Annotated in this window: 17 protein-coding genes; 7 read left to right on the forward strand and 10 right to left on the reverse strand. The window is 61.3% G+C overall.

Annotation, left to right across the window (positions count from 1 at the left end; translation table 11 throughout):
- Nucleotides 1-376 precede the first annotated feature (376 nt).
- Together RA20_RS11980 and cueR are read left to right on the forward strand one after the other, a co-directional pair.
- On the forward strand, nucleotides 377-2,884 hold the full coding sequence (locus RA20_RS11980; RefSeq protein ID WP_039128783.1) for a heavy metal translocating P-type ATPase: 2,508 nt from the start codon (nucleotides 377-379) through the stop codon (nucleotides 2,882-2,884).
- Nucleotides 2,881-3,270 carry a Cu(I)-responsive transcriptional regulator gene (cueR, locus tag RA20_RS11985; RefSeq protein WP_039128787.1) on the forward strand — a complete coding sequence of 130 codons (390 nt, stop codon included), beginning with the start codon at nucleotides 2,881-2,883 and terminating at the stop codon, nucleotides 3,268-3,270. The genes RA20_RS11980 and cueR overlap by 4 nt, the downstream gene beginning before the upstream one ends.
- Before the next feature lie 45 nt (nucleotides 3,271-3,315).
- Here cueR and RA20_RS11990 read toward each other — a convergent pair whose 3' ends face one another.
- The 6 genes from RA20_RS11990 to pcaC form a co-directional block, all read right to left on the reverse strand.
- Nucleotides 3,316-4,236: a PHP domain-containing protein gene (locus RA20_RS11990; RefSeq protein WP_039128790.1), complete on the reverse strand. Its 921-nt coding sequence runs from the start codon at nucleotides 4,234-4,236 to the stop codon at nucleotides 3,316-3,318.
- 97 nt (nucleotides 4,237-4,333) lie between these two features.
- On the reverse strand, nucleotides 4,334-5,026 hold the full coding sequence (locus RA20_RS11995) for an HAD family hydrolase (protein ID WP_193748832.1): 693 nt from the start codon (nucleotides 5,024-5,026) through the stop codon (nucleotides 4,334-4,336).
- A 45-nt stretch (nucleotides 5,027-5,071) separates the two neighbouring features.
- Nucleotides 5,072-5,902, reverse strand: a complete 831-nt coding sequence (locus RA20_RS12000; RefSeq protein WP_039128794.1) for a 3-keto-5-aminohexanoate cleavage protein — start codon at nucleotides 5,900-5,902, stop codon at nucleotides 5,072-5,074.
- A gap of 12 nt (nucleotides 5,903-5,914) precedes the next feature.
- On the reverse strand, nucleotides 5,915-6,535 hold the full coding sequence (gene pcaG / locus RA20_RS12005) for a protocatechuate 3,4-dioxygenase subunit alpha (RefSeq protein WP_039128797.1): 621 nt from the start codon (nucleotides 6,533-6,535) through the stop codon (nucleotides 5,915-5,917).
- Nucleotides 6,535-7,272: a protocatechuate 3,4-dioxygenase subunit beta gene (gene pcaH / locus RA20_RS12010; protein ID WP_039128800.1), complete on the reverse strand. Its 738-nt coding sequence runs from the start codon at nucleotides 7,270-7,272 to the stop codon at nucleotides 6,535-6,537. Before pcaH ends, pcaG begins: the two co-directional genes overlap by 1 nt.
- Complete coding sequence (gene pcaC / locus RA20_RS12015; RefSeq protein WP_039128803.1) at nucleotides 7,269-7,664, reverse strand: 4-carboxymuconolactone decarboxylase; 396 nt, start codon at nucleotides 7,662-7,664, stop codon at nucleotides 7,269-7,271. Before pcaC ends, pcaH begins: the two co-directional genes overlap by 4 nt.
- 88 nt (nucleotides 7,665-7,752) lie before the next feature.
- Here pcaC and pcaQ point away from each other — a divergent pair, with 88 nt between their 5' ends.
- The 5 genes from pcaQ (at nucleotide 7,753) to RA20_RS12040 (ending at nucleotide 15,412) form a co-directional block, all read left to right on the forward strand.
- On the forward strand, nucleotides 7,753-8,679 hold the full coding sequence (gene pcaQ, locus RA20_RS12020; protein ID WP_039128805.1) for a pca operon transcription factor PcaQ: 927 nt from the start codon (nucleotides 7,753-7,755) through the stop codon (nucleotides 8,677-8,679).
- A gap of 125 nt (nucleotides 8,680-8,804) precedes the next feature.
- Nucleotides 8,805-9,716 carry an MBL fold metallo-hydrolase gene (locus RA20_RS12025; RefSeq protein ID WP_039128807.1) on the forward strand — a complete coding sequence of 304 codons (912 nt, stop codon included), beginning with the start codon at nucleotides 8,805-8,807 and terminating at the stop codon, nucleotides 9,714-9,716.
- A gap of 517 nt (nucleotides 9,717-10,233) precedes the next feature.
- Nucleotides 10,234-11,892 (forward strand): transcriptional regulator, encoded by a 1,659-nt coding sequence (locus tag RA20_RS12030; protein ID WP_039128810.1) that lies wholly within the window; start codon nucleotides 10,234-10,236, stop codon nucleotides 11,890-11,892.
- A 172-nt stretch (nucleotides 11,893-12,064) separates the two neighbouring features.
- Nucleotides 12,065-12,523, forward strand: coding sequence for a hypothetical protein (locus RA20_RS12035; RefSeq protein ID WP_039128813.1), 459 nt, complete (start codon nucleotides 12,065-12,067; stop codon nucleotides 12,521-12,523).
- Between the two features lie 246 nt (nucleotides 12,524-12,769).
- Nucleotides 12,770-15,412, forward strand: coding sequence for a methyl-accepting chemotaxis protein (locus RA20_RS12040; protein ID WP_052248977.1), 2,643 nt, complete (start codon nucleotides 12,770-12,772; stop codon nucleotides 15,410-15,412).
- A gap of 379 nt (nucleotides 15,413-15,791) precedes the next feature.
- On the opposite strand, the gene RA20_RS12045 is transcribed toward RA20_RS12040, so the two are convergent.
- The 4 genes from RA20_RS12045 to RA20_RS12060 form a co-directional block, all read right to left on the reverse strand.
- Nucleotides 15,792-17,459: a chemotaxis protein CheW gene (locus RA20_RS12045; RefSeq protein ID WP_152618497.1), complete on the reverse strand. Its 1,668-nt coding sequence runs from the start codon at nucleotides 17,457-17,459 to the stop codon at nucleotides 15,792-15,794.
- The gene (locus RA20_RS12050; protein WP_039128819.1) at nucleotides 17,402-17,893 is read right to left on the reverse strand and encodes a chemotaxis protein CheD; all 492 of its coding nucleotides are present in this window, start codon (nucleotides 17,891-17,893) and stop codon (nucleotides 17,402-17,404) included. Before RA20_RS12050 ends, RA20_RS12045 begins: the two co-directional genes overlap by 58 nt.
- Nucleotides 17,884-18,738 (reverse strand): CheR family methyltransferase, encoded by an 855-nt coding sequence (locus RA20_RS12055; RefSeq protein WP_052248978.1) that lies wholly within the window; start codon nucleotides 18,736-18,738, stop codon nucleotides 17,884-17,886. The genes RA20_RS12050 and RA20_RS12055 overlap by 10 nt, the downstream gene beginning before the upstream one ends.
- Nucleotides 18,739-18,775: 37 nt before the next feature.
- A partial coding sequence (locus tag RA20_RS12060; RefSeq protein ID WP_039128825.1) for a methyl-accepting chemotaxis protein occupies nucleotides 18,776-20,082 on the reverse strand: 1,307 nt, incomplete at its 5' end.

The following is a 20,082-nucleotide window of genomic DNA, read 5'->3' on the forward strand; positions in this document are numbered from 1 at the left end:
GCGGCACGGGTCTTGATCATGCGGTTTGTCCTTCGTCTTCTAACTTCGGAGCCGGACCGCCGCAGGGCGGGACCGGGGTGAATTCTTTGCAATGAGCGATGCAATTTCTGTTTGCCTGACCAAGCGTTACATTTGCGGTCTGGCGCGCGCAAGCATTGCCTCGCTACCCTATCAGCGCGGGCCCTCATTGTTTTGCCCCAAAAACGACTGCAGAAATGCTGTCCGCGCCATGAGTGAGAGCGCAAAAGTGCAGCTGTTCCAAAAACTTGCCCGCAGGCTTCGGGTTTTGGGGAAGGAAGGCCGGGCAAGGTCTTGACCTTCCCCTGACTGGAACCCTCATATAAGCCAGCATAGGACCCTAACCAACGGATTTCCCATGTCGGAACACACCCGGATTTCATTGCATATCACTGGTCTCAGCTGTGCGGGATGTGCCGGGCGGGCAGAACGCGCCCTGGCGGCAGTGGAGGGGGTGCATGCAGCCTCGGTCAACCTGGCCAATGCGACAGGCCAGGTGGAAGCCGCATCAGATGTTCCGCTGCAGGCGCTGACTGATGCGCTGAAGGATGCGGGCTATCCAGCGGCGGAGTCGCAAGCCGCTCTGACGGTGAGCAGTCTCACTTGCGCTGCCTGCGCGGGCCGTGCTGAACGGGCGCTGCTGGCGGTGCCAGGTGTGCTGTCGGCCACTGTGAACCTAGCGAATGAGATGGCGCAGGTCCGCTTTCTGACGGGTGCTGCGCGGGCTGCAGATCTGGTCCGGGCGGTTACCGAAGCGGGATATCCTGCCCGCCTCAGCGGCGGTGCAGCGGATGAGGCAGAGCAAACAGGCCGGCGCAAGGCGGAGGAAATCACCATCTTGGGGCGGCAAGTGCTGATTGCCGCCATGCTGACGCTGCCGGTCTTTCTGATAGAGATGGGCGGTCATTTGATACCAGTGCTGCACCACTGGGTTGCCGCAAATATAGGTATGCAGAACAGCTACTTGCTGCAGTTTGCGCTGACTTCGGCAGTGCTGGCAGGGCCTGGCCGGCAGTTTTATGCAAAGGGCTTTCCTGCGTTGCTGCGCGCTGCGCCGGACATGAATGCGCTGGTGGCCCTGGGTACCGCAGCGGCATACGGGTTCTCGGTGCTCTCAACCTTTGCGCCGGGGCTGCTGCCTGCAGGCACTGCCAATGTTTACTATGAGGCCGCGGCGGTGATTGTGGTGCTGATCCTGACCGGGCGCTATCTGGAGGCGAGGGCCAAGGGCCGCACGGGTGCTGCGATCCGCAAGCTGGCCGGGCTGCAGCCCAAGACCGCGCTGGTGATCAGCGGCGGCGCGACGGTGGAGACGCCGGTTGAAGAGATCGGCGCCGGAGATTTGCTCCGCAGCCGCCCGGGCGAGCGTATTGCGGTTGATGGCGAGGTAATCTCCGGCAGCTCTTATGTCGACGAGAGCATGATTTCCGGAGAACCGCTGCCAGTGGCCAAATCCCGCGGTGATGAGGTGACAGCGGGCACTGTCAACGGCAACAGCGTGCTGGAATACCGGGCCACCCGGGTCGGGCGCGACACGGTGCTGGCGCAGATCATTCAAATGGTGGAGCAGGCGCAGGGGGCCAAGCTGCCGGTGCAAGGGCTGGTGGACCGGATAACTCTTTGGTTCGTGCCAGCAATCATAGCGGTGGCCGCGTTCACGGTGCTGGCCTGGTCGGTTTTTGGCCCGGCGCCCGCGCTGCCGCTGGCATTGGTCGCCGGGGTCTCAGTGCTGATCATCGCCTGCCCCTGCGCGATGGGCCTTGCGACGCCGACCTCAATCATGGTGGGGATCGGACGGGCGGCGCAAATGGGCGTGCTGTTCCGCAAAGGAGATGCGTTGCAGCGGCTGCAGAACGTGCGGGTGGTTGCGCTGGACAAGACCGGCACGCTAACGGAAGGGCGGCCTGCGCTGACCGAACTGATCTGCGCGGAGGGGTTCGTGCGGGATGAGGTGCTGCGGATTGCTGGGGCTGCTGAAGCTTCCTCTGAGCATCCAATCGCGCAGGCGATTGTTGCAGCAGCTGGCAAAGGGCTGCCCAAGGCGGACACCTTTGAGGCCATTCCTGGCTTTGGCTTGCGGGCGCAAGTGGAAGGGTGTGAGGTGCTGGCGGGCACGGCACGTCTGATGGCGCGCGAGGGCATTGCGTTGGGCGGTCTGAAAGCAGAAGGGCAGCGGCTGGCGGAACGCGGCGAGACAGCGCTGTTTGTGGCCATCGGGGGACAGGCTGCGGCGGTGCTGGCGGTGGCGGACCCGGTCAAGCCAGGCACTCCGGCGGCAATCAAGGCGTTTCATGAACAGGGGCTGAAGGTGGCAATGATCACCGGGGATGCCTCGGCCACGGCAGAGGCAATCGCCGCGCAGCTGGGGATTGATGCGGTGAAGGCAGAGTGCCTGCCGGCGGATAAGGTCTTGGCGGTTACAGACCTGCAGGCGGAGTTTGGTGCGCTGGCTTTTACCGGTGACGGTATCAACGATGCGCCTGCGCTGGCTGCTGCGGATGCGGGCATTGCCATTGGTACTGGAACAGATGTGGCGATTGAGGCGGCCGATGTTGTGCTGGTTTCGGGCGATCTGCGCGGTGTGGTGAATGCGCTGACGGTCAGCCGTGCCACTATGCGTAACATTCGCCAGAACCTGGGCTGGGCGTTTGGCTACAATGTGCTTTTGGTGCCGGTGGCGGCGGGCGTTCTCTACCCCTTCGGCGGGCCATTGCTGTCACCTGCGCTTGCGGCGGGCGCGATGGCGCTGTCGAGCGTCTTTGTCCTGACCAACGCTTTGCGCTTGCGCGGTCTGAAACCGGCCATAAATGAGGGGAGGGCCAGGCAAGCATCCGGCGCGGCCCGCGAACAGGAGGCAAGCGTATGAACATTGGTGATGTGGCCAGCCGCTCGGGGCTTCCGGCGAAAACCATCCGGTATTACGAGGATATCGGCCTGATCAAACCGCATCGCAGCGCCAACGGCTACCGCTGTTTTGCTGAAAGCGACCTTCACAAGCTGGCCTTTTTGTGCCGGGCGCGGGCCTTGGGGTTCACGATTGAGGACTGCCGGACCCTGATGGGCCTCTATGAGGATGAAAGCCGCGCCAGTGCTGATGTAAAGCAGCTGGCGCAGGAGCATCTAGCAAAGATCGAAGGGAAAATCGCCGATTTGCAGGCAATGCGGGACACGCTGGGGGTGCTGATCAAAGGTTGCGCGGGCGACAGCCGGCCGGATTGCCCGATCCTCAAGGATCTCTCCGGCGAAAGGTAGGGCGCGCAGCCTGGCCCAGCGGCCGGGCTGCGCCTGCTGCTGGGATCAGCGCCAGACCGGGTTGGACCAGGCGCGCTTGCCTGCCCGGTCAATCACCGTGACCCGGAGCCAGGGGCTGTTGCTGAAACGCTCCAGCGGGATCCGGGCCTGGGTCAGGCTTTCGCCATGCTGCGACAGGGCTGCAGAGCCATGGCCTTGCACGATCACGGTGGAGACGGCGGAGCAGGCCACATCGATATAGCCATTGTTCAACGCCACGGCCTTCAATTCGGGGCCTTGCGAAGAATAGAAGTGCCCGGCCTTCAGTGCCTCCAGAAGCAGTCCCGGCTCATTCGCCTCGGCCTTGACCATCACCCAGCCGCCAAAATGATCCGGGCTTGCAAAATGCGCGTCGTCAGTGGCGATGAGCGTCAGGTCGCGGTGTTCCGACAGCAGCAGGTCCGCCACATGGAACCCCTCGCCACGGTCGCATTCCACCGCACAGCCGTGGTTGTAGATTTCCACCGCATGGGCGGCCTCGATCGAGCGTGCATCAGCGAGTGTCAGCCCGGACCAATGCGGATGCGCCACGGCGACAAAGGCACCGGCATTGCGGGCGCGCTGAGCCAGTTCGGGTCCGCTTTCCTGGCCGTCAACCGGATGGAACCCAGGCGAATGGGAGGGGGCGAAATCCGTAGGAAGGCCGACAGCCACCAGGTGCCATAGCTCACCGTTTTCCATTGCTCCGGAATGCACTTCGGCACCGAGGAGGGTGGTGAAGACTTCATCGCGGAATTCTGCGGTATCGGTGACCGGGTAGTCGTACAGGCCAACGAAGTGGTCGGTCAGCGCGATGAAATCATAGCCCTCGGCCTTGTAACGGCGGCAAACCTCGGAAGGGTCCAGAACACCATCAGAGCGGTTGGAGTGCGTGTGCAGGTTGCCGCGGTAGAACTCTCCGGGGGTGGCAAAGGCAGGGTGCAGCATGGGGCGGTTTCTCCAGTTCGGTTTGTCTGGCTGCTACGTCCCTGCGGCAATGGTTTTGTGACAGTTGTGTTGGGTTTCGGTGAAATTGCCGGACTTGCTACAGTCCCAGCAAGGCGGGCAATTGCCACATGGCGCTAAAGGGCTGGGCGCCAAAAAGACGGCCGGGCGGCAAGGCGTCCGTGTCGGAGTAAGCAAAACAGGGCATGCCTGCCGCCTGCGCAGCTTCCAGCCCGCTGGGGCTGTCTTCGATCACCGTGCAGCGCTCCGGCGCAATGCCATGCAGGCTGGCGGCATGCAGGAAAACATCAGGTGCCGGTTTGCTGCGGCCAACCTCATAAGCGGAAAAGATACGGTTTTCAAACAGCGGCAGCAGGCCGGTGTGCGACAGGGTGAATTCGATCTTGTCGCGCAACCCGTTGGAGGCTGCGCAGAACGGGATGCCTGATTGGGCAAGCGCTTGCAGGACTTCCCGTATGCCGTCTACCGCCTTGCAGTCGCGTCCGAGTTCTATCATCGCCTGATCATAGAAGGCATCCGGCCAGTCCGCAGGGATCGCCAGCCCTTGCTCTTCCAGGTAGATCTCGACATCGGCTTTGCTTTTACCGATGAACTGCCTGCAGCAGTCGGCATGGGACAGGGAGGCACCGGCAAACAGCAGAAAGCGGTGCAGGACCCGCAGAAATATCGGCTCGGAATCCACCAGAACGCCATCGCAATCAAAGATGACCAGAGCCGGCCGGGAGGAGGGTGTGGGCAAGGCGCGTACCTTTTTGGTGGTTTTTAATGTCACATTATCTGCCTTGGGTTGCATTGCAAGCCATTGCAGCCGTGACAGTTATCCCGGCCGCAAATCCAGGATTTCACGGGCTTGCTGCCAAGTGGCCACCGGTCGTTCATACTTGCCGCACAGTTCTACCGCACGTTTCACCAGCGCTGCATTGGATGGCGCCAATGTTTCGCGGTCAAGCCGCATGTTGTCTTCCAGCCCGGTTCGGGTATGTCCGCCTGCAGCGATGGACCATTCATTGACCAGGATTTGCCCCGGTCCGACTCCGGCACCGCACCACTCGGCCTCCGGTGCCAGCCGCTGCATGGTTTTGACGTAATAGTCGAACACATCCCTATCGACCGGCATCGCGTTCTTCACCCCCATCACAAACTGCACATAAAGGGTGCCGGGAATACGCCCCTCCCGGTTCATCTTCACCGCCTGATGTATGTGCGACAGGTCGAAGGCCTCGATCTCGGGTTTCACTTCATAGGTCCGCATTTCCGAAGCCAGCCAGTCGACCAGATCGGGCGAGTTCTCATAAACCCGGGTCGGAAAGTTGTTCGATCCCACCGACAGCGACGCCATATCGGGCCTGAGCGGCAGCATGCCGCCGCGTTCGCGGCCTGCGCCGGAGCGGCCGCCGGTCGAAAGCTGCACAATCATGCCGGGGCAGTGTTTCTGAAGACCTTCCATCAGGCGTGCGAACCGCTCCGGGTCCGAGGACGGAGTCTGGTCGTCATTCCTCACATGGCAATGGGCGATGGAAGCACCGGCCTCAAACGCTTCCTGGGTGCTTTCGATTTGCTCGGCAATGGTAACAGGCACCGCCGGATTGTTGGCCTTGGTCGGGACCGAGCCGGTGATGGCGACGCAGATGATACAGGGTTTGCTCATTGGCCTTTCCCCTCAGATGTCAAAGAAAACGGTTTCACCGTCGCCCTGCAGGCGGATGTCAAAGCGGTAGACCGGCTGGCCGCCCCGCTCGCAGCGCCGGGCGATCAGGGTCTGGCGGCGGCTTTCCCACTCGATCAGATTGATCACCGGATCAGCGGCATTGGCTTCTGCCTCATCCTCGAAATAGAGACGGGTGTTCAGGCCCACATTGATGCCGCGGGCGACGATCCACAGGTTGATGTGCGGTGCCATCATCTGGCCGTTGCGTCCCGTCACCGGGCCGGGCTTTACCGTATCAAATCCCCATTCGCCGGTCTCGAAATCGGTGATCACCCGGCCCCAGCCGCGGAAACCGTCCTCCACCTCGCCAATGTGTTCGGGATGCGCATAGACCCCCTCTGCGTTGGCTTGCCAAGCCTCCAGCAGCACGTCCTTCACCGGCGCGCCGGTGCTGTCCAGCACCACGCCCTCAACCCGGATAGGCTCGCCTTTGGCGTTGGGCCCGGCCATGTCCCAGCCAAGCTCCTGTTCGTAAATCTCGAACCCCGCCGCGCCGGGGGCAAGGCCGATATGCACATAAGGGCCTGCGGTCTGCGAAGGCGTTTCCTTAAGATACTCCAGCTTTTGGCCCATCAGTTCCCCTCCAGCCGGTTCTCAAACAGGGTTGAGCGCCGCCCGCGCAGCACGATGTTGAACCTGTAAGCGATGGTGTCCAGCGGGATTGTTGCGTTCATGTCCATCCGGGCAATCAGCATCTCTACTGCCGCAGGGTCCGGAATGGTGTTGACGATCGGGCAGCGGGCAATCAGCGGATCGCCCTCGAAATAGAGCTGAGTGATCAGCCGCTGGGCAAAGCCGGTGCCAAAGACCGAGACATGGATATGCGCGGGCCGCCAGTCGTTCACCCAATTGCGCCAGGGGTAGGCGCCGGGTTTCACGGTGCGGAAACAGTAATTGCCCTCCGCATCCGTCAGGGTCCGGCCGCAGCCGCCGAAATTCGGGTCCAGCGCGCCCAGGTAGGTGTCTTTCTTGTGCCGGTAGCGGCCGGAGGCATTGGCCTGCCAGATTTCCACCAGCGTATTCGGCACGGGGCGTGCGTTTTCATCCAGCACCCGGCCATGCACAATGATCCGCTCGCCGATCGGGCTTTCGCCTGGTTTGGCAAAGTTGCGCAGCAGATCATTGTCGGCGGGGTCAATATCTTTATGGCCGAACACCGGCCCGGTGATTTCGCTGGCGGTGTTTTCCAGGCTGATCAGCGGCAGCCGTGGCGACCGGGTGACCGAGGTCTTGTAATCCTGCGACAGCGCGGGCGGGTGCCAGCGGCGGTCGCGCTGATAGAACTCGCCCGGCTTCGGCGGCGTGGTCATGCGGGTTGCCCTCCCTCGGCGTCCATCTCGGCATAGGTCTGTTTGGCCAGTTTCAGCGCGCGGTTGGCGCGCGGGACACCGGCATAGACCGCGACGTGCTGAAACGCCTCCAGTACATCGTCCTGGCTGGCGCCGGTGCGGGCGGTGGCCCGGATATGCATCGGGATCTCATCGAAATTGCCGGTTGCGGCCAGCAGAGCCAGCGTCAGCATTGAGCGTTCGCGCAAGCTGATCCGGTCTGACGCCCAGACGTTGCCCCAGGCGGTTTCGGTGATCAGATCCTGAAACGGTTTGTCCAGCGCTGTCTTGGCGGCCTCGGCGCGGTCCACATGGGTCTCGCCCAGTACTTGGCGCCGTACCGCCATGCCGCGGCTGTAGCGGTCCTGCGTCATCTTGCACTCCCTTTGCTGAGGGAAGTATCGCATAGCGGGACTGATCTGTATAATCCATAAATATGCATGAAATCATAACCTGCTCGATATGCGTTTATCATCTTCGTTGAAACTCCGTCATCTAGAGGTCTTTGTCGAAGTGGCCCGCAAGATGAGCGTTACCCAGGCGGCCGAGGCATTGGGCATGACCCAGCCTGCGGTCACCAGAGCCTTACGCGAACTGGAGGAGGTCTGCGGCAAGCCTCTGGTCGAGAAACATGGCCGCGGCATCCGGCTCAGCGGCTATGGCGAGTTGTTCCGCGATCATGCCGGGCGCAGCCTGGCGCTGGCGCGGGACGGGGTGGCGCTGCTGCAGGGGCTGGATGAAGAGGAAGGTCCGCTGGTTTCCATCGGTGCGCTGCCCACTGTGGCAGCGGATCTGGTGCCGGACACACTGGCGCAACTGCGCGGGGGCGGTGCGCCGGGCCGGTTTAGGGTCCGGACCGGCGAAAATCAGTTTCTGATAGACCAGCTGCGCCGCGGAAGTCTGGATGTGGTGGTTGGCAGGCTGCCTGCACCCGAAACCATGGCCGGAGTGGAATTCGACCCGTTGTTCCGTGAACGGGTGGTTGCAGTGGTTGCGCGGGACCACCCCCTTGCCGACATCACCCATGTGCTGCCCGGAGTGTTTGAAAGCTACCCTGTGCTGATGCCCTCGGAAGGATCAATCATCCGCCCCTTTGTCGAGCGGATGTTCCTGGAGCAGGGTCTGGCGATGCCGCGGTTCCCGGTAGAAACCGTGTCTGCGGCTTTGGGCCGGCGTTTCGTGCTGTCGCATCAGGCGGTCTGGATCATCAGCCAGGGCGTGGTGCGGCCGGAGCTGGAGGCAGGCCGCATGACGGCGCTGCCGCTCGATACTGGCAGCACGCTTGGTCCGGTAGGCCTTTGCGTCCGGCGCGAGCATCAGCTCTCCGCTGCGGCCCAGCGGTTTTGCGCCGCATTGCGCAGCAATTGCACAGCGCAGGGGCTGGCCTGAAGTATTTCACCCGGTCTTTGCAAGCTTGCGGCAGGGCGGAGGGTTTCTTTTGTTGCGGCAGCTCAATAAAATTCATAAAATAGAATGTGTGAATTTTGAACGCATGCCTGCAGCGGGGGAAAGCCATGGCATTGACCAGACGGAAATTTGGCCTGGCGGCCGCGGCGGGGCTGGCAGCAGCAGCGGCGCCGGGCTGGGCCACGGCCGGGATCGACCTGGGCGGCAAGCGGGTTGAAACCGTTTCGGATGGCAGCCTGACCCTGCCGCGGGAGTTTGTCTTCGGAGGGCTGGATCCGCAGGCTCTGCAGCCGGTGCTTCAGCAGCATGGCTTGGCCCCGGGGCCGCTGCAGCCGGAAATCAATGTCACCCTGCTCCGCGAGGCGGGCAAGGTTGTGCTGTTCGATGCAGGCTCCGGACCAGGGTTCCAGGACAGTGCGGGCAGGCTGCCGGTAGCGCTGGACGCTCTCGGGATTGCGCCGGAAGACGTTACCCACGTGGTCTTCACCCATTGCCATCCGGATCATCTCTGGGGCGTGCTGGATGATTTTGACGATCTGCTGTTTCCCGAAGCCGTGCATCTGATGGGGCAGGGCGAGTGGGACTACTGGTTCGACCCGGATACCGCGGCCCGCATCGGCAATGGCCGTGCTTCCATGGCTGCAGGGGCCCGCCGCCGTCTCGAGGTTCTGGCAGACAGCGTGCAATTGTTCTCTGATGGCACTGAAATTCTGCCGGGCGTTGCAGCCCATGCCACGCCCGGCCACTCTCCGGGCCATATGTCGTTTGAAATCCGAGGCGGCGGCAGCAGTGTGATGGTCCTCGGGGACGCGATTGGCAATCACCACGTCAGTTTTGCTGAGCCCGCCTGGCCTGTCGGCAGCGACCAGGATCCGCAGGCCGCCGCGGCAGCCCGGGTACGGCTTCTTGATCAGCTTGTTGCTGAGCAGATGCAACTGGTCGGCTATCACCTGCCGGGCGGAGGCTTTGGCCGGGCTGAACGTGCAGGCAGCGGTTACCGGTTTGTGCCGGGGCTTTAGCGGCCTGCCTAACTGCCCTTTGCTTCTCTGATCAGGCCGCTTAGCAGCCCGGCAAGCGCGGGGCGCAGCAAGCGTTGCTGATTTTCGATTACCTGGGCTGCCCTTGGGCAATGGCAGTTTTGCGGCATCCTGCACTGTGCTCGGTCAGGTTGAGGCTCCGCCATTTGACGTTGTATATTGTTCAGACTGCATTACAGTGGCGCAAGTTCCGCGCAAAAGTAGGAGTGTTTGCACGTACGGCGGGCGTTAAGCGGGTGTTTTATTTCTTTGGGGTGAATTTTGTTGAAGGCGTTGCAAGAAAAGGCGGATTTATTGTGAGCGGACCGCCGGGCTCTGTTGTGTAACGCAAAATTAACTATACTGTATTCTCATAAAATTACATCCATTAGTTGTTGATGAGGCGCGGTCGGGATCAGTCAAAGGTTAAATGCAATCTATAGTTGCAAAACCGGTGACAGCAATGCAATATGACGGTACTTTAATCTCGGGTGCAGCAAGCGTTAAGTGGGGTTAACAGATGACTGTTTTTCTTAAGATTTGCCGGTTTGGTGCCTTTGGGGTCTTCCATGCGGACGGATCCAATGTGCAACTGGGGGCCAAGCATCAAGCGCTGATGGCGCTGCTTTCCACCGCGGATGGCGGCATCCGCACCCGTGCGTTTTTGGAAAAGACCCTGTGGTGCCTGGCGCAGCCGGAACAGGCCAAGGCCAGCCTGCGGACTGCGCTGTCGACGCTGCGGCGGCATCTGGGGCCGGACGCGGCAAAACTGCTGTTCGCCAACCGTGAACGGGTCATACTTGATCTGACCCGGGTGGAGATGGACAGCTGCATGGCAAATGCCGAATTCATGGAAGGATTCGAGCTGCCGCATGAAACCGTTTTCAATGCCTGGCTGGGCGACACCCGGGCGGAATACGCCCGCGGCGCCTCTGGCCCGGCACCGCATGCAGGGCTGCCGCCGGGCCGCGTCATTCTGGACCGGCTGCTGCCGTCAATTGCGGTCTTGCCCTTCGTGCACCGGTCGCCGGGGCAGACCACGGCGCCGCTGGGTTCGCTGATGTCTGAGGAATTGTCGCGTCATCTATCGCGCAGCTGGGCCTTTTCAGTCACCTCTTATTTGGCCTCGCGCCAGTTCGATCCGGACACCGTGCGCCCGGCCGAAGTGTCTTCGGTGGCGGGTGTCGATTACCTTGTATCCGGCACTATCACCGGCGAGGGCAGCCGTTTCCGCGCCGAGATTGATCTGCACGATGCTGTCCGCGAGAAGGTGATCTGGTCGCGCAGCTTCGAGGGCACCCAGAGCAGCCTGATGGAAGGGCGCAGCGCGGTGCTGCGCAATGCCACCCAGCAGATTGGCCAGAGCGCGGCGGGCGAGGCCGTCCGGCTGGCCGGGTTTAAACCTCTCGCAACGCTGGAGAGCCATGCCTTGCTGATGGCCGCGATCTCTTTGATGCAAGAGATGGAGACGCAGAAGTTCCAGCAGGCGCACGAAATCCTGTCGCATCTGCTGGAGCGGGAGCCGAAGCATGCGCTGCCGCTGACCTGGATGGGATTTTGGCACGTGATGCGGGTGGAAAAAGGCCTGTCGCCGAACCGGGAGGAGGACAGCCGCCTGGCCAGCCGTCTGGCCGATGCTGCAATAGAGGCTTCGCCAGGGTTTTCGTTGGCCCATACGCTCAAAGGTGTCATTTCCAGCCATTTGACTTTCCGCTTCGACCTGGCCCAGGACGCCTATGACCTGGCCTTGCGCGACAACCCGAACGAGGCGCTGGCACTGCTGCTCAAAGGGGCCACGCTGGCGTATCAGGATATGCCGGACGAGGCGGTTCAGATGACCGATGCAGCGCGGCGGCTGACCCCCCTGGGCCCGCAGCGCTATTATTTTGATGCAATCTCTGCGCTGGCGAACCTGTCGGCCCGCAACTTCGGCCGGGCGATTGAGCTGGCGGACCGCTCGCTGGAAGCCAAGCGGGCGTTCCCGGTGCCGCTGCGCTCCAAGGCAATTGCGCTGCAGATGTCGGGCCGGGGCGAGGAGGCCCGTACCACGGTGCAGAAACTGCTTGAGGCGGCGCCGGAGTTTTGCCTGTCTCAGTTCCAGCGAGACAATCCGGCAGCGATGAGCCCGGCCGGGCAGGAGTGGGCCTCTGCTCTGCGGCAGGCGGGCGTGCCCGAATAGCGGCACGGCTGCCGCCGCGCCCTGAACAGGGTGACGCCGGGTAAGATGTATCTGGAATGCATTTTTGTGTCAGAGTGCCGATACAGAAATTGAAGACACAAGTAACCCGCTGTTGCGGGCCGGCCGCTGACAAGAGCGGTGCGGCCTGCACGTGTCTTTCGTGAGGGGCAGAGTGACAGAAAATCTGGATTTTGAGCGCCTGTTTTCGCAATACGGGCAGGGTGTGCAGCCTGAGGAGCGGACCCAGGAAATCCTCGACGTGGTTGAGGATTTCATGCATCGCTGGGGGTATTCCGTGCGTAATCTGATCGGCGCCGAACTGACTGTCGAGCATCTGGGCAGCCCGCCGGAAGAGGTGCCGGATCTGATCTTCCGGATGGCGGCGCTGGATTATTTTGAGATTGTCATCCGCGGCAGCAACGGTGCTGTCAGCTATGGCGGCTGGCTCTCCGGCACCTTGCCGGTCTCGGTGTCCAGCGAGCAGGTGAACGGCCGGCCGGTGCTGCTGACCACCAGCCGGGACGGCGGCCGGATCCGCCACGTCTTCGACCCGATCAACGGCTACCGCCCGGATTCCGAGGCGGTGAACCTGCCGCTGCATGCGGCCCGGCGCCTGTCCGGATCGGCTTGAAACCGCAGCCGGACCCTGGAGGCGGGTGCAGCGGCAGTTGCATAAAATCCAACTGACTTTCTGCGGTCTCCTTATAGTTTTTTTACGGTCTTGCTCTTCTTCTGTCTTGGAGAAGCGGGCAGCGGCGCGGCTGCAGCCCTGCACGATTGATTGCCCGGGCCGGCCTTTGCGGCGGCAGGGCCGGCTGCCTGGCCGGCTTCTGAACAAAACGGGCGCAGACAAACGGCGTGAGCCTCGGGTGAGACTATGACTGCACAGAAAGACGTTCCTGCGAAACGCAAATTCCGGCTGTTCTCCAGTATCGGCGCCAAGATTACGCTGATTCTGATGGCAATGGGTGCAGCGTCAGCAGTGGGCGGTATTCTGGTCACCCTGGTGTTTGCCCAGACCGGCCGCCAGATGGATGTGCTGACCGGTGAAAAAGTACCGCAGCTCGAGATGAGCAGCCAGTTGGTCAATGCCGCAGCCCGGACCAAGAATGCGATGATCGGCGTGCTGCAGGCTGGCAGCGAGCAGGCCCTAGCCGCGGCCGAGGAAGAGGCTGCTGCAACCATTGCCAGTCTTGATGGCACCGTTGCCAAGCTGCCTGACGCAGAGCAGACATTGTTCGTGCCCGCCGCTGCGGCCGCTTCGGAGCGGCTGAACAGCCTGGTGGCAGCCCGTAAAGGGGCCTTTCGCAACCAGGCATGGATCGACACCCAGACAGCAAATCTCCAGACGTTGAGCCAGGCTCTGCAGGGCAAATTGGTGCAGGTGGCCTCGGAAGCCCGTGACAGCCTGATGGCCGGCGGTGAAGCGACCATCGGTCAGGTTGATACAGTTCTCAACAATCTTGTCGAGCAGCAATTCGGTAGCCTGCAGGCCCTGCTTGAGGCCCGGGCCGACATCAGCGTCCTGTCCGGCGCCGCACTGGCGCTGGGGCATGTGCGCGATGTGCCCACCAAACGGGCGCTCAAGAAAATGGCAAATGACGCGCTGAAGCGGCTGGAACCGGTGATGGGGCGCCTTGAGGATCTGGGGCTGGATGCCTTCCGTGCCAAGAAGGTGCGCGAGGGTGTGGAGCTGTTCCGCTACACATTGTCCGCCAGCCGCAAAGAACTGAAGGAAAGCCGAAATGAGGTGCTGACCGCCCGCAATGCCAGTGTGCGGCCGCTGACCCAGGCAATGGACCGCATGGTATTCACACTCTCGATTGCCGCCACCCAGGCCGGCGCTGACAACCGCACGGCCATTCAGGGTCTGCTCGACAATCAGGTCGGTGTTCTGCAGCGGCTGCTCGAGATCAACGGCTGGATCAGCGCCTTCCAGGTAGCTGCTTTGGATATGGCGGCGGCGCGTGATCCCGCTGTTGTTCAGGCCGCGGCAGAGCCGCTGCAATCGGCCGCCGAGGCACTGCAAGGGTTTACCGGTTTCAAGGATGGCGTGTTTGCGCAGGAACTGGAAGGGATGGTGGCCCTTGCGGATCCTAGTCAGGGGCTGCCGGTGTTCAAGACAGCTTCGCTGGAGGCCGCCGAAGCCGCGGTTGCGGCGTCCCAGGCGACGGTGGATGCAGTGCTGGAATTTGCCCGCCGCGCGACCGACCTGGGTGCCGGCAGCCAGCAGGAGATTTCAGCCATCGCCGGCGGGCTGGCCAGTGACGTGAAGGCGGCGCAGCACCAGTTGCAGATCCTGATGGCCGTGGCGGCGGGAGTTTTCCTGACGGCCTTGATCCTGACCCGGATCCTGATCCTGCGCCCGCTGGCCAATATCAGCGGCACCACTGAGCGGCTGGCAGAAGGCGACTTGCGCCCGGTCACCGGGTTTGAGCGGGCCAGCGACGAGATTTACCGCATTGCTGCAGCGCTGTCGGTTTTCCGCGACGGGCTGGTTGAGAAGGGCGAAGTGGAAGCCGCTGCCGAAGCGGAGCGCAACGCCCGTCTGGCTGAACAGACCGCAGCGGTGACCGCCATCGGCCACGGGCTGGAGCGGCTGTCGCAGGGCGATCTGACAATCCGGATCCGCACCGAGATGGGCGAGGGATATGCCAAACTGCGCGACGATTTCAATGCGGCGCTGGAAAAGCTCGAAGACTCCGTGCGCAGCCTCAGTACCAGCGGCCAGTCGATTGCTGGCGGCACAACCGAAATCTCCGCGGCCTCGCGCGACCTCTCCGAGCGCTCGGAGCGCACGGCGCAGACCCTTGCCGGAACAGCCGCGGCGGTGAACCAGCTGTCGGTCTCTATCACCAGTACTGCCCACGCCTCTGGCGAAGCCGCCGCTTCGGTCGAAGCGGCCCGTCAGAACGCGGGCGACAGCATCGATGTGGTCAAGCGCACCTATGGCGCGATGGAAGCGATCAAGGACAGCTCGGAAAAAATCTCCCGGATCATTGGCATGATCGAAGCGATTGCGCAGCAGACCAATCTCTTGGCCCTGAACGCCGGCGTCGAGGCGGCGCGTGCAGGTTCGGTTGGCAAGGGCTTTGCTGTGGTGGCCTCCGAAGTGCGCACCCTGGCGCACCGCTCCAAAGAGGCTGCAACCGAAATTGCTGCGCTGGTGGATGAGGCGGGTGAAAACGTCGAACTCGGCGCCGAACTTGTCGAGCAGACACGGGCTGCCATCAGCGAGATTTCCGCATCTGTGGCCAGCGCGGCCGATCTGATGAAAAACATCTCCGAAGCCTCCTCGGAGCAGTCCGGCAGCCTGCAGGAGATCAATTCGGCGATGTCCAGCCTGGACGATGCGACAACCCGCAACGCAGCCCTGTTTGAGGAAGTCACTTCTTCCAGCCTGGGCCTGTCTAAAGAGGCGCAGGCCATGGCGGGGGCTATTGGCGCTTTCCGCACAAATGATGCAGCATCGGGGGATGGTCATTATGCTACTGAAGTTCCTCAGTCCTTGGCAGGCTGACGCCATCCCGTTCCAGACCCGGAGGAAATACTGGGGCTGGGGCCAAGGACTGTGCCGGTAGAAAGGCTGCTCTACCGGATCTAGTCATCGTTGTCCGAACCTCTGGGGCGTCTTCAATTTGACTGCGTCCGGCGGCGCTCAAAGATGGATGGACGCTGACAGGATACGCTGGCGTGAAGACCTTCAGATGATCAGGGAACAGAGGAAGCGGGAAAACGGCCGCCGGTGTTTGCGGCACAGCCGGTCCGGCTGATGCAGGTTCTGCAAGTGCAGGTATGGCGGCACGGCGCCCTTCACTGACAAGCGGAAGACGGTGGCGCCGGCGCGCCGCCGGTCCGTCTATGTACGCAAGCGTTTGCGCATCATGCCTGGTCGCGTGTCAGGTTCCCGCCGGGGCAGCTTGGGCGGCGGAAAGACAGCGCTCAATCAGCGCTCCCGCGTCCAGCACCAGCACTGAAACTGAACTGCCGTTTAGGGCTGTATGCTGAAGGCAGCCGATGACATCATCGGTGATGCTTTTGGCCGTGCCCTGCTGATCCATCGGTTTGAGATCCCGCACCGAGGCTTCTGTTGTCATGACAATCTCATCAACGGAATCCACAAGAATTCCAAACTTTTGATCATTGTGCCGGAAGATCAGCACCTTTTGGTCTTCGCTCTTGCAGGCGGGCAGCCCGTAAAGAAGCCGGGGATTGAGCAGCGTTATCAACTCCCCCCTGAGGTTGACAATCCCTTCGACGAAACTTAGCGAAAAAGGCGGTTCCAGCAGTTCCTGCGGGCGGTTAATCACCTCGCTGACATGCTCCGTGTCCAGGGCGAACCGTTTTTCAAAGGAAAATTGGATGAATGTCCGCCTGGCAGCGCTGCTTGCCAGCTTGCTTTCTTCGTCTCTTACCGTGTCCGGAGGATAAATCTCCTGGCATGCTTTTGCGGCCTCGATGAAACGCGGCTCCTGACGGAGTTTCACCGGATCCAGCATCATGACAATCCGGTTGCTGTCATCGATCAGGCAGCCATCCACCAGGTCGCTGCGCGGCAATGCCAGTTTGGCGAAGGGCAGCACTTCATCTTCGAAGTACGGCAGGATGCTGTCGATGGAGTAAACCATGAGACCCACCGGGCCTGCTGGAGTTTCGATCACCAGCATCCGGCGGTCTTTGGAAATTGTTGCCCCTAAGGCAAAGACCGCTTCATCCCCGAGAAAGCCGCGGAAATCAATCACCGGAAGAATGACCCCGCGCAGGTTGGATGTCCCCAGGATGCAGTCATGCGCGAACAGCGACTGGTCCACCTTCGGCATCTCACGGACCTCCTGCACGTAGCGCAAGTCGATGGCACATGAGGTATGCCCGGTCTGGAAAGAGATGCAGGTCCGTCTGTTTCCCCGGCTGACCGTTGCGGTTTTCTGTTCGGTTTTGTGGTCCGCGCGGGGCAGTTTGTCCAGATTCAGCAGCTCGTAAGGATCAAGGACCTGAACCAGCCGTTCCCCGTCATCAAACTTGAGGACACCCTCTATGACCAGATCTTTGATGCCGCGGTTGTTTGGACGGAAATCAACCCGCGCGGCGTCCTTTTCGCTCAGCACCTCGCTTGTCCGGTCAAACAGCAGGCCAATGCTGTGCGCACCATGTTCGATAATGGCCACCTTGCGGCCGCTTGTCTTTGCAGTCTCGGGGAACTCCAGCAACTGGCGCAAGTCCACAATCGGAATGATCTTGCCGCGCAGATTGAACAGCCCGGGCATAAAGGAAGGCGACAGCGGCACCGGAGATATGTCATCCGGTTCGTTCACCACTTCCTGGACCACGGCAACTGGCAATGCGAACTCGCTCTCGTCAATCATGAAGGAGCCGTAGATGGTGTCCCGGCGCGGCTTTGCCTCTTCCTTGGCGGAACCGGCAGGCACAGGTATCTCCAGGCCGGCTTCGAAGCCGGGTTCTTCTGCACCGGCCTGCTTGGTCAGCAGCAGCGGATCAGTCGGATTCAAGTTCATTTTGATGCCCCCAATCGCGGGATGTCGGCGACTGAAAACTCGCCGCTTGAACAATCGATGGTCACTTGCCTGCCTTGCATGCCGCCCACATCCTCATAAATGTTGCGCAAGCCCGCCTCGCGCAGGGCCTTGTAGGCAAACCTGGCGTTGATGCTGCCAACCAGCCGGGAGGGGTCGGTGTCTGGCGGCATCGTCATGTTGGCGCCGCCAACAACAATGGCCTGCAGTTTGCGGACTTCACCGCGGGGGATGTCCATCAAGGACTGCAGGGACGTGATGGCCTGATCCACGTGGCGGCCGCTGATTTCATTACCCACCTTGCCGGATTGCGATAGCAGGCAATGGGCCAGCCCGTAGATGCCTTTGGCCGGATAGAGCAACCCCAGCCCGATGCAGGATCCCAGGATGGCATTCAGCGACTGACCGGCCCTGCCGGTCTTGACCTCGCCGATCTGCACGTGGATTTTCTCATTAGCGTTCACGCGCATTGACCAGCTGCCCTTGCTATCGGCCGGTAAATGATGGGTGCGACCTGCTCAAATCCAGTGTTGAGCTTTTTGAGGGTTTCACTTTCCCCAATGAACAGCACCCCGTCCGGCCGGATCAGGTCCCGCACGTGGCTGAGGATTTTTTCCTGGTCCTCGTCCGTGAAATAGATCAGCACATTGCGCAGAAACACCACGTCGAACGGGGTCGTGCCGCCCAGCTTTTCCAAGAGATTGTGCAGTTTGAACTTGATCCGGGCCCGCACCTGCGGAACTGCCTTGAAGCCATCAGCATCACTGCCGGCCATATGGCTGGTGAAGAGCTCGGGCTGGCTTTTGCGGAAACGGGCAATTGAGCGGCCGTTGTAAACCCCTTTCTGGGCCACCTCCAGCACGCGGGAAGAAACATCGGTGCCCAGCACCGAATAGTCGAAACCCGAGACGCTCAACCGCTGCTGTTCAAGAATGGTCCCAATGGTGTGCGCTTCTTCTCCGGTTGAGGCAGCAGCCGACCAGACGCGCAGCCGGCGGTTCTCCTCCTTGGCGTGGAACCCGGGAAGGAAGACCTCCTGAAAATAGGTCCAGACCCTTGGCGTCCGGTAGAAATAGGTCTCATTCGTAGTGACCCGGTTGGTCAGTTCCTGCATCTCATCCGGATCCTTGGAGAGGCGCGAGATGTAAGAAGCAAAGCTCTGTTCTTCCAGGTCGCGCAGGCGTCCGCGCAGCCGGCTGACCAGCATGGACTTGCGGGTTTCGCCGATGGTTATTCCCGTTTGTTTGTGAACGATGGCGCGCAGCCTGGCAAAATCACCATCGCTCATGACGGTATCGGAAACAGTCTTACTCACAGCGAAACCCTTTTTTACTTGTTACTTGCACAGCCGGTTAGCAGCCCAGTTTTGCTACCTCCGCCTTCAGCTCTTGCGCACCGCTGCTCAGCTCATCCGTCGCGCCAGCAATCGAGTCAGAGGCAATGACCGCCTCCTCCGATGCGTCAACGATGCTCTGGATCGCCTCGGCCACATCGCGCGCTGCGGTTTGCTGCTCATTGGCTGCCACGGAAATCTGCGCGATGGAATCTGTGGTGTCCGAGATGCCGGTCAGAATTTTGGTGAACGCAGCCCCCGCCTCTCTGGAGATCTCGCTGCCCTGGCTGACACGCTTGACCGTGTCATTGATCAGCTTGCTGATTTCCTTGGTCGATTGCGACGACCGCTCCGCCAGTTTGCGCACTTCATCCGCAACCACCGAGAAGCCAAGCCCGTGCTCTCCGGCGCGCGCCGCCTCGATCGCAGCATTAAAGGCGAGCAGATTGGTCTGGCTGGCGATTTCGCTGATGGTTTTGACGATCTCGCTGATCTCCTCGGAAGAAGCGTTGATCAGGTCCATCGCCTCAATCGAACGCTCGATGGCCTTGGCCCCCAGATCTGCTTCTTCTTTGGTCTTCTGTGCGATCTCATCAGAATGATTGCTGTTCTGGGCAATTGAGTCGATCGAAGCGCTCAGTTCTTCAATTGAAGCACTGATTTCTTCCGTTGTGCAGCCCAGCGTCTGGGCGCCGCCAGCAACGGTCTGAGCCTGCTGGGAAATCTCTTGCGATTGTTCGGCAAAGCGGGTGGCAATATTTGTGACTTCCTGTTCAACCTGCTTAGCCGCGGTGATGTTGGTGGCGAATTTCACCACTTTCACGGGCTTGCCATCCGCATCAAAGACCGGGTTGTAGGAGGCATTGATCCAAACCTCTGCGGCACCCTTGCCAAAGCGTTTGTATTCACCCGCTGAAAAGTCGCCAGCAGCCAGATCAGCCCAGAATTTCTTGTATTCCGGCGAATTGGCGTAGTCCGGTTCACAGAACATCCGGTGATGCTGGCCGCGGATTTCATCCAGCGAATAGCCTACAGTGGCCAGAAAATTTTCATTGGCCGTCAGGATGGTGCCGTCCAGTTCAAACTCAATCACCGCCTGCGCCCGGCTGATCGCCGCCATCTTGCCGTCCTGCTCCGCCGTGCGGCGTTTTTCCTCGGTGATGTTGGTGGCGAATTTCACCACCTTTACCGGCTTGCCATCGGCATCCAAGACCGGGTTGTAAGAGGCGTTGATCCAGATTTCCTCGCCGCTCTTGCCAAAGCGCTTGTATTCCCCGGCCGAGAATTCACCCGCTGCCAGGTCGGTCCAGAATTTCTTGTACTCCG

This window comes from Leisingera sp. ANG-Vp, from assembly GCF_000813725.1.
In the GTDB taxonomy this organism is placed as follows: Bacteria; Pseudomonadota; Alphaproteobacteria; order Rhodobacterales; family Rhodobacteraceae; genus Leisingera.

Coding starts and splice junctions, on each gene's coding strand:
- pcaG (WP_039128797.1), bottom strand. CDS start 6,535: ATGGGCCAAAAGCTGGAGTATCTTAAGGAAACGCCTTCGCAGACCGCA.
- RA20_RS12000 (WP_039128794.1), bottom strand. CDS start 5,902: ATGAGCAAACCCTGTATCATCTGCGTCGCCATCACCGGCTCGGTCCCG.
- RA20_RS12030 (WP_039128810.1), top strand. CDS start 10,234: ATGACTGTTTTTCTTAAGATTTGCCGGTTTGGTGCCTTTGGGGTCTTC.
- pcaQ (WP_039128805.1), top strand. CDS start 7,753: ATGCGTTTATCATCTTCGTTGAAACTCCGTCATCTAGAGGTCTTTGTC.
- RA20_RS12050 (WP_039128819.1), bottom strand. CDS start 17,893: ATGCGCGTGAACGCTAATGAGAAAATCCACGTGCAGATCGGCGAGGTC.
- RA20_RS12040 (WP_052248977.1), top strand. CDS start 12,770: ATGACTGCACAGAAAGACGTTCCTGCGAAACGCAAATTCCGGCTGTTC.
- pcaH (WP_039128800.1), bottom strand. CDS start 7,272: ATGACCACGCCGCCGAAGCCGGGCGAGTTCTATCAGCGCGACCGCCGC.
- cueR (WP_039128787.1), top strand. CDS start 2,881: ATGAACATTGGTGATGTGGCCAGCCGCTCGGGGCTTCCGGCGAAAACC.
- RA20_RS12025 (WP_039128807.1), top strand. CDS start 8,805: ATGGCATTGACCAGACGGAAATTTGGCCTGGCGGCCGCGGCGGGGCTG.
- pcaC (WP_039128803.1), bottom strand. CDS start 7,664: ATGACGCAGGACCGCTACAGCCGCGGCATGGCGGTACGGCGCCAAGTA.
- RA20_RS11990 (WP_039128790.1), bottom strand. CDS start 4,236: ATGCTGCACCCTGCCTTTGCCACCCCCGGAGAGTTCTACCGCGGCAAC.
- RA20_RS11980 (WP_039128783.1), top strand. CDS start 377: ATGTCGGAACACACCCGGATTTCATTGCATATCACTGGTCTCAGCTGT.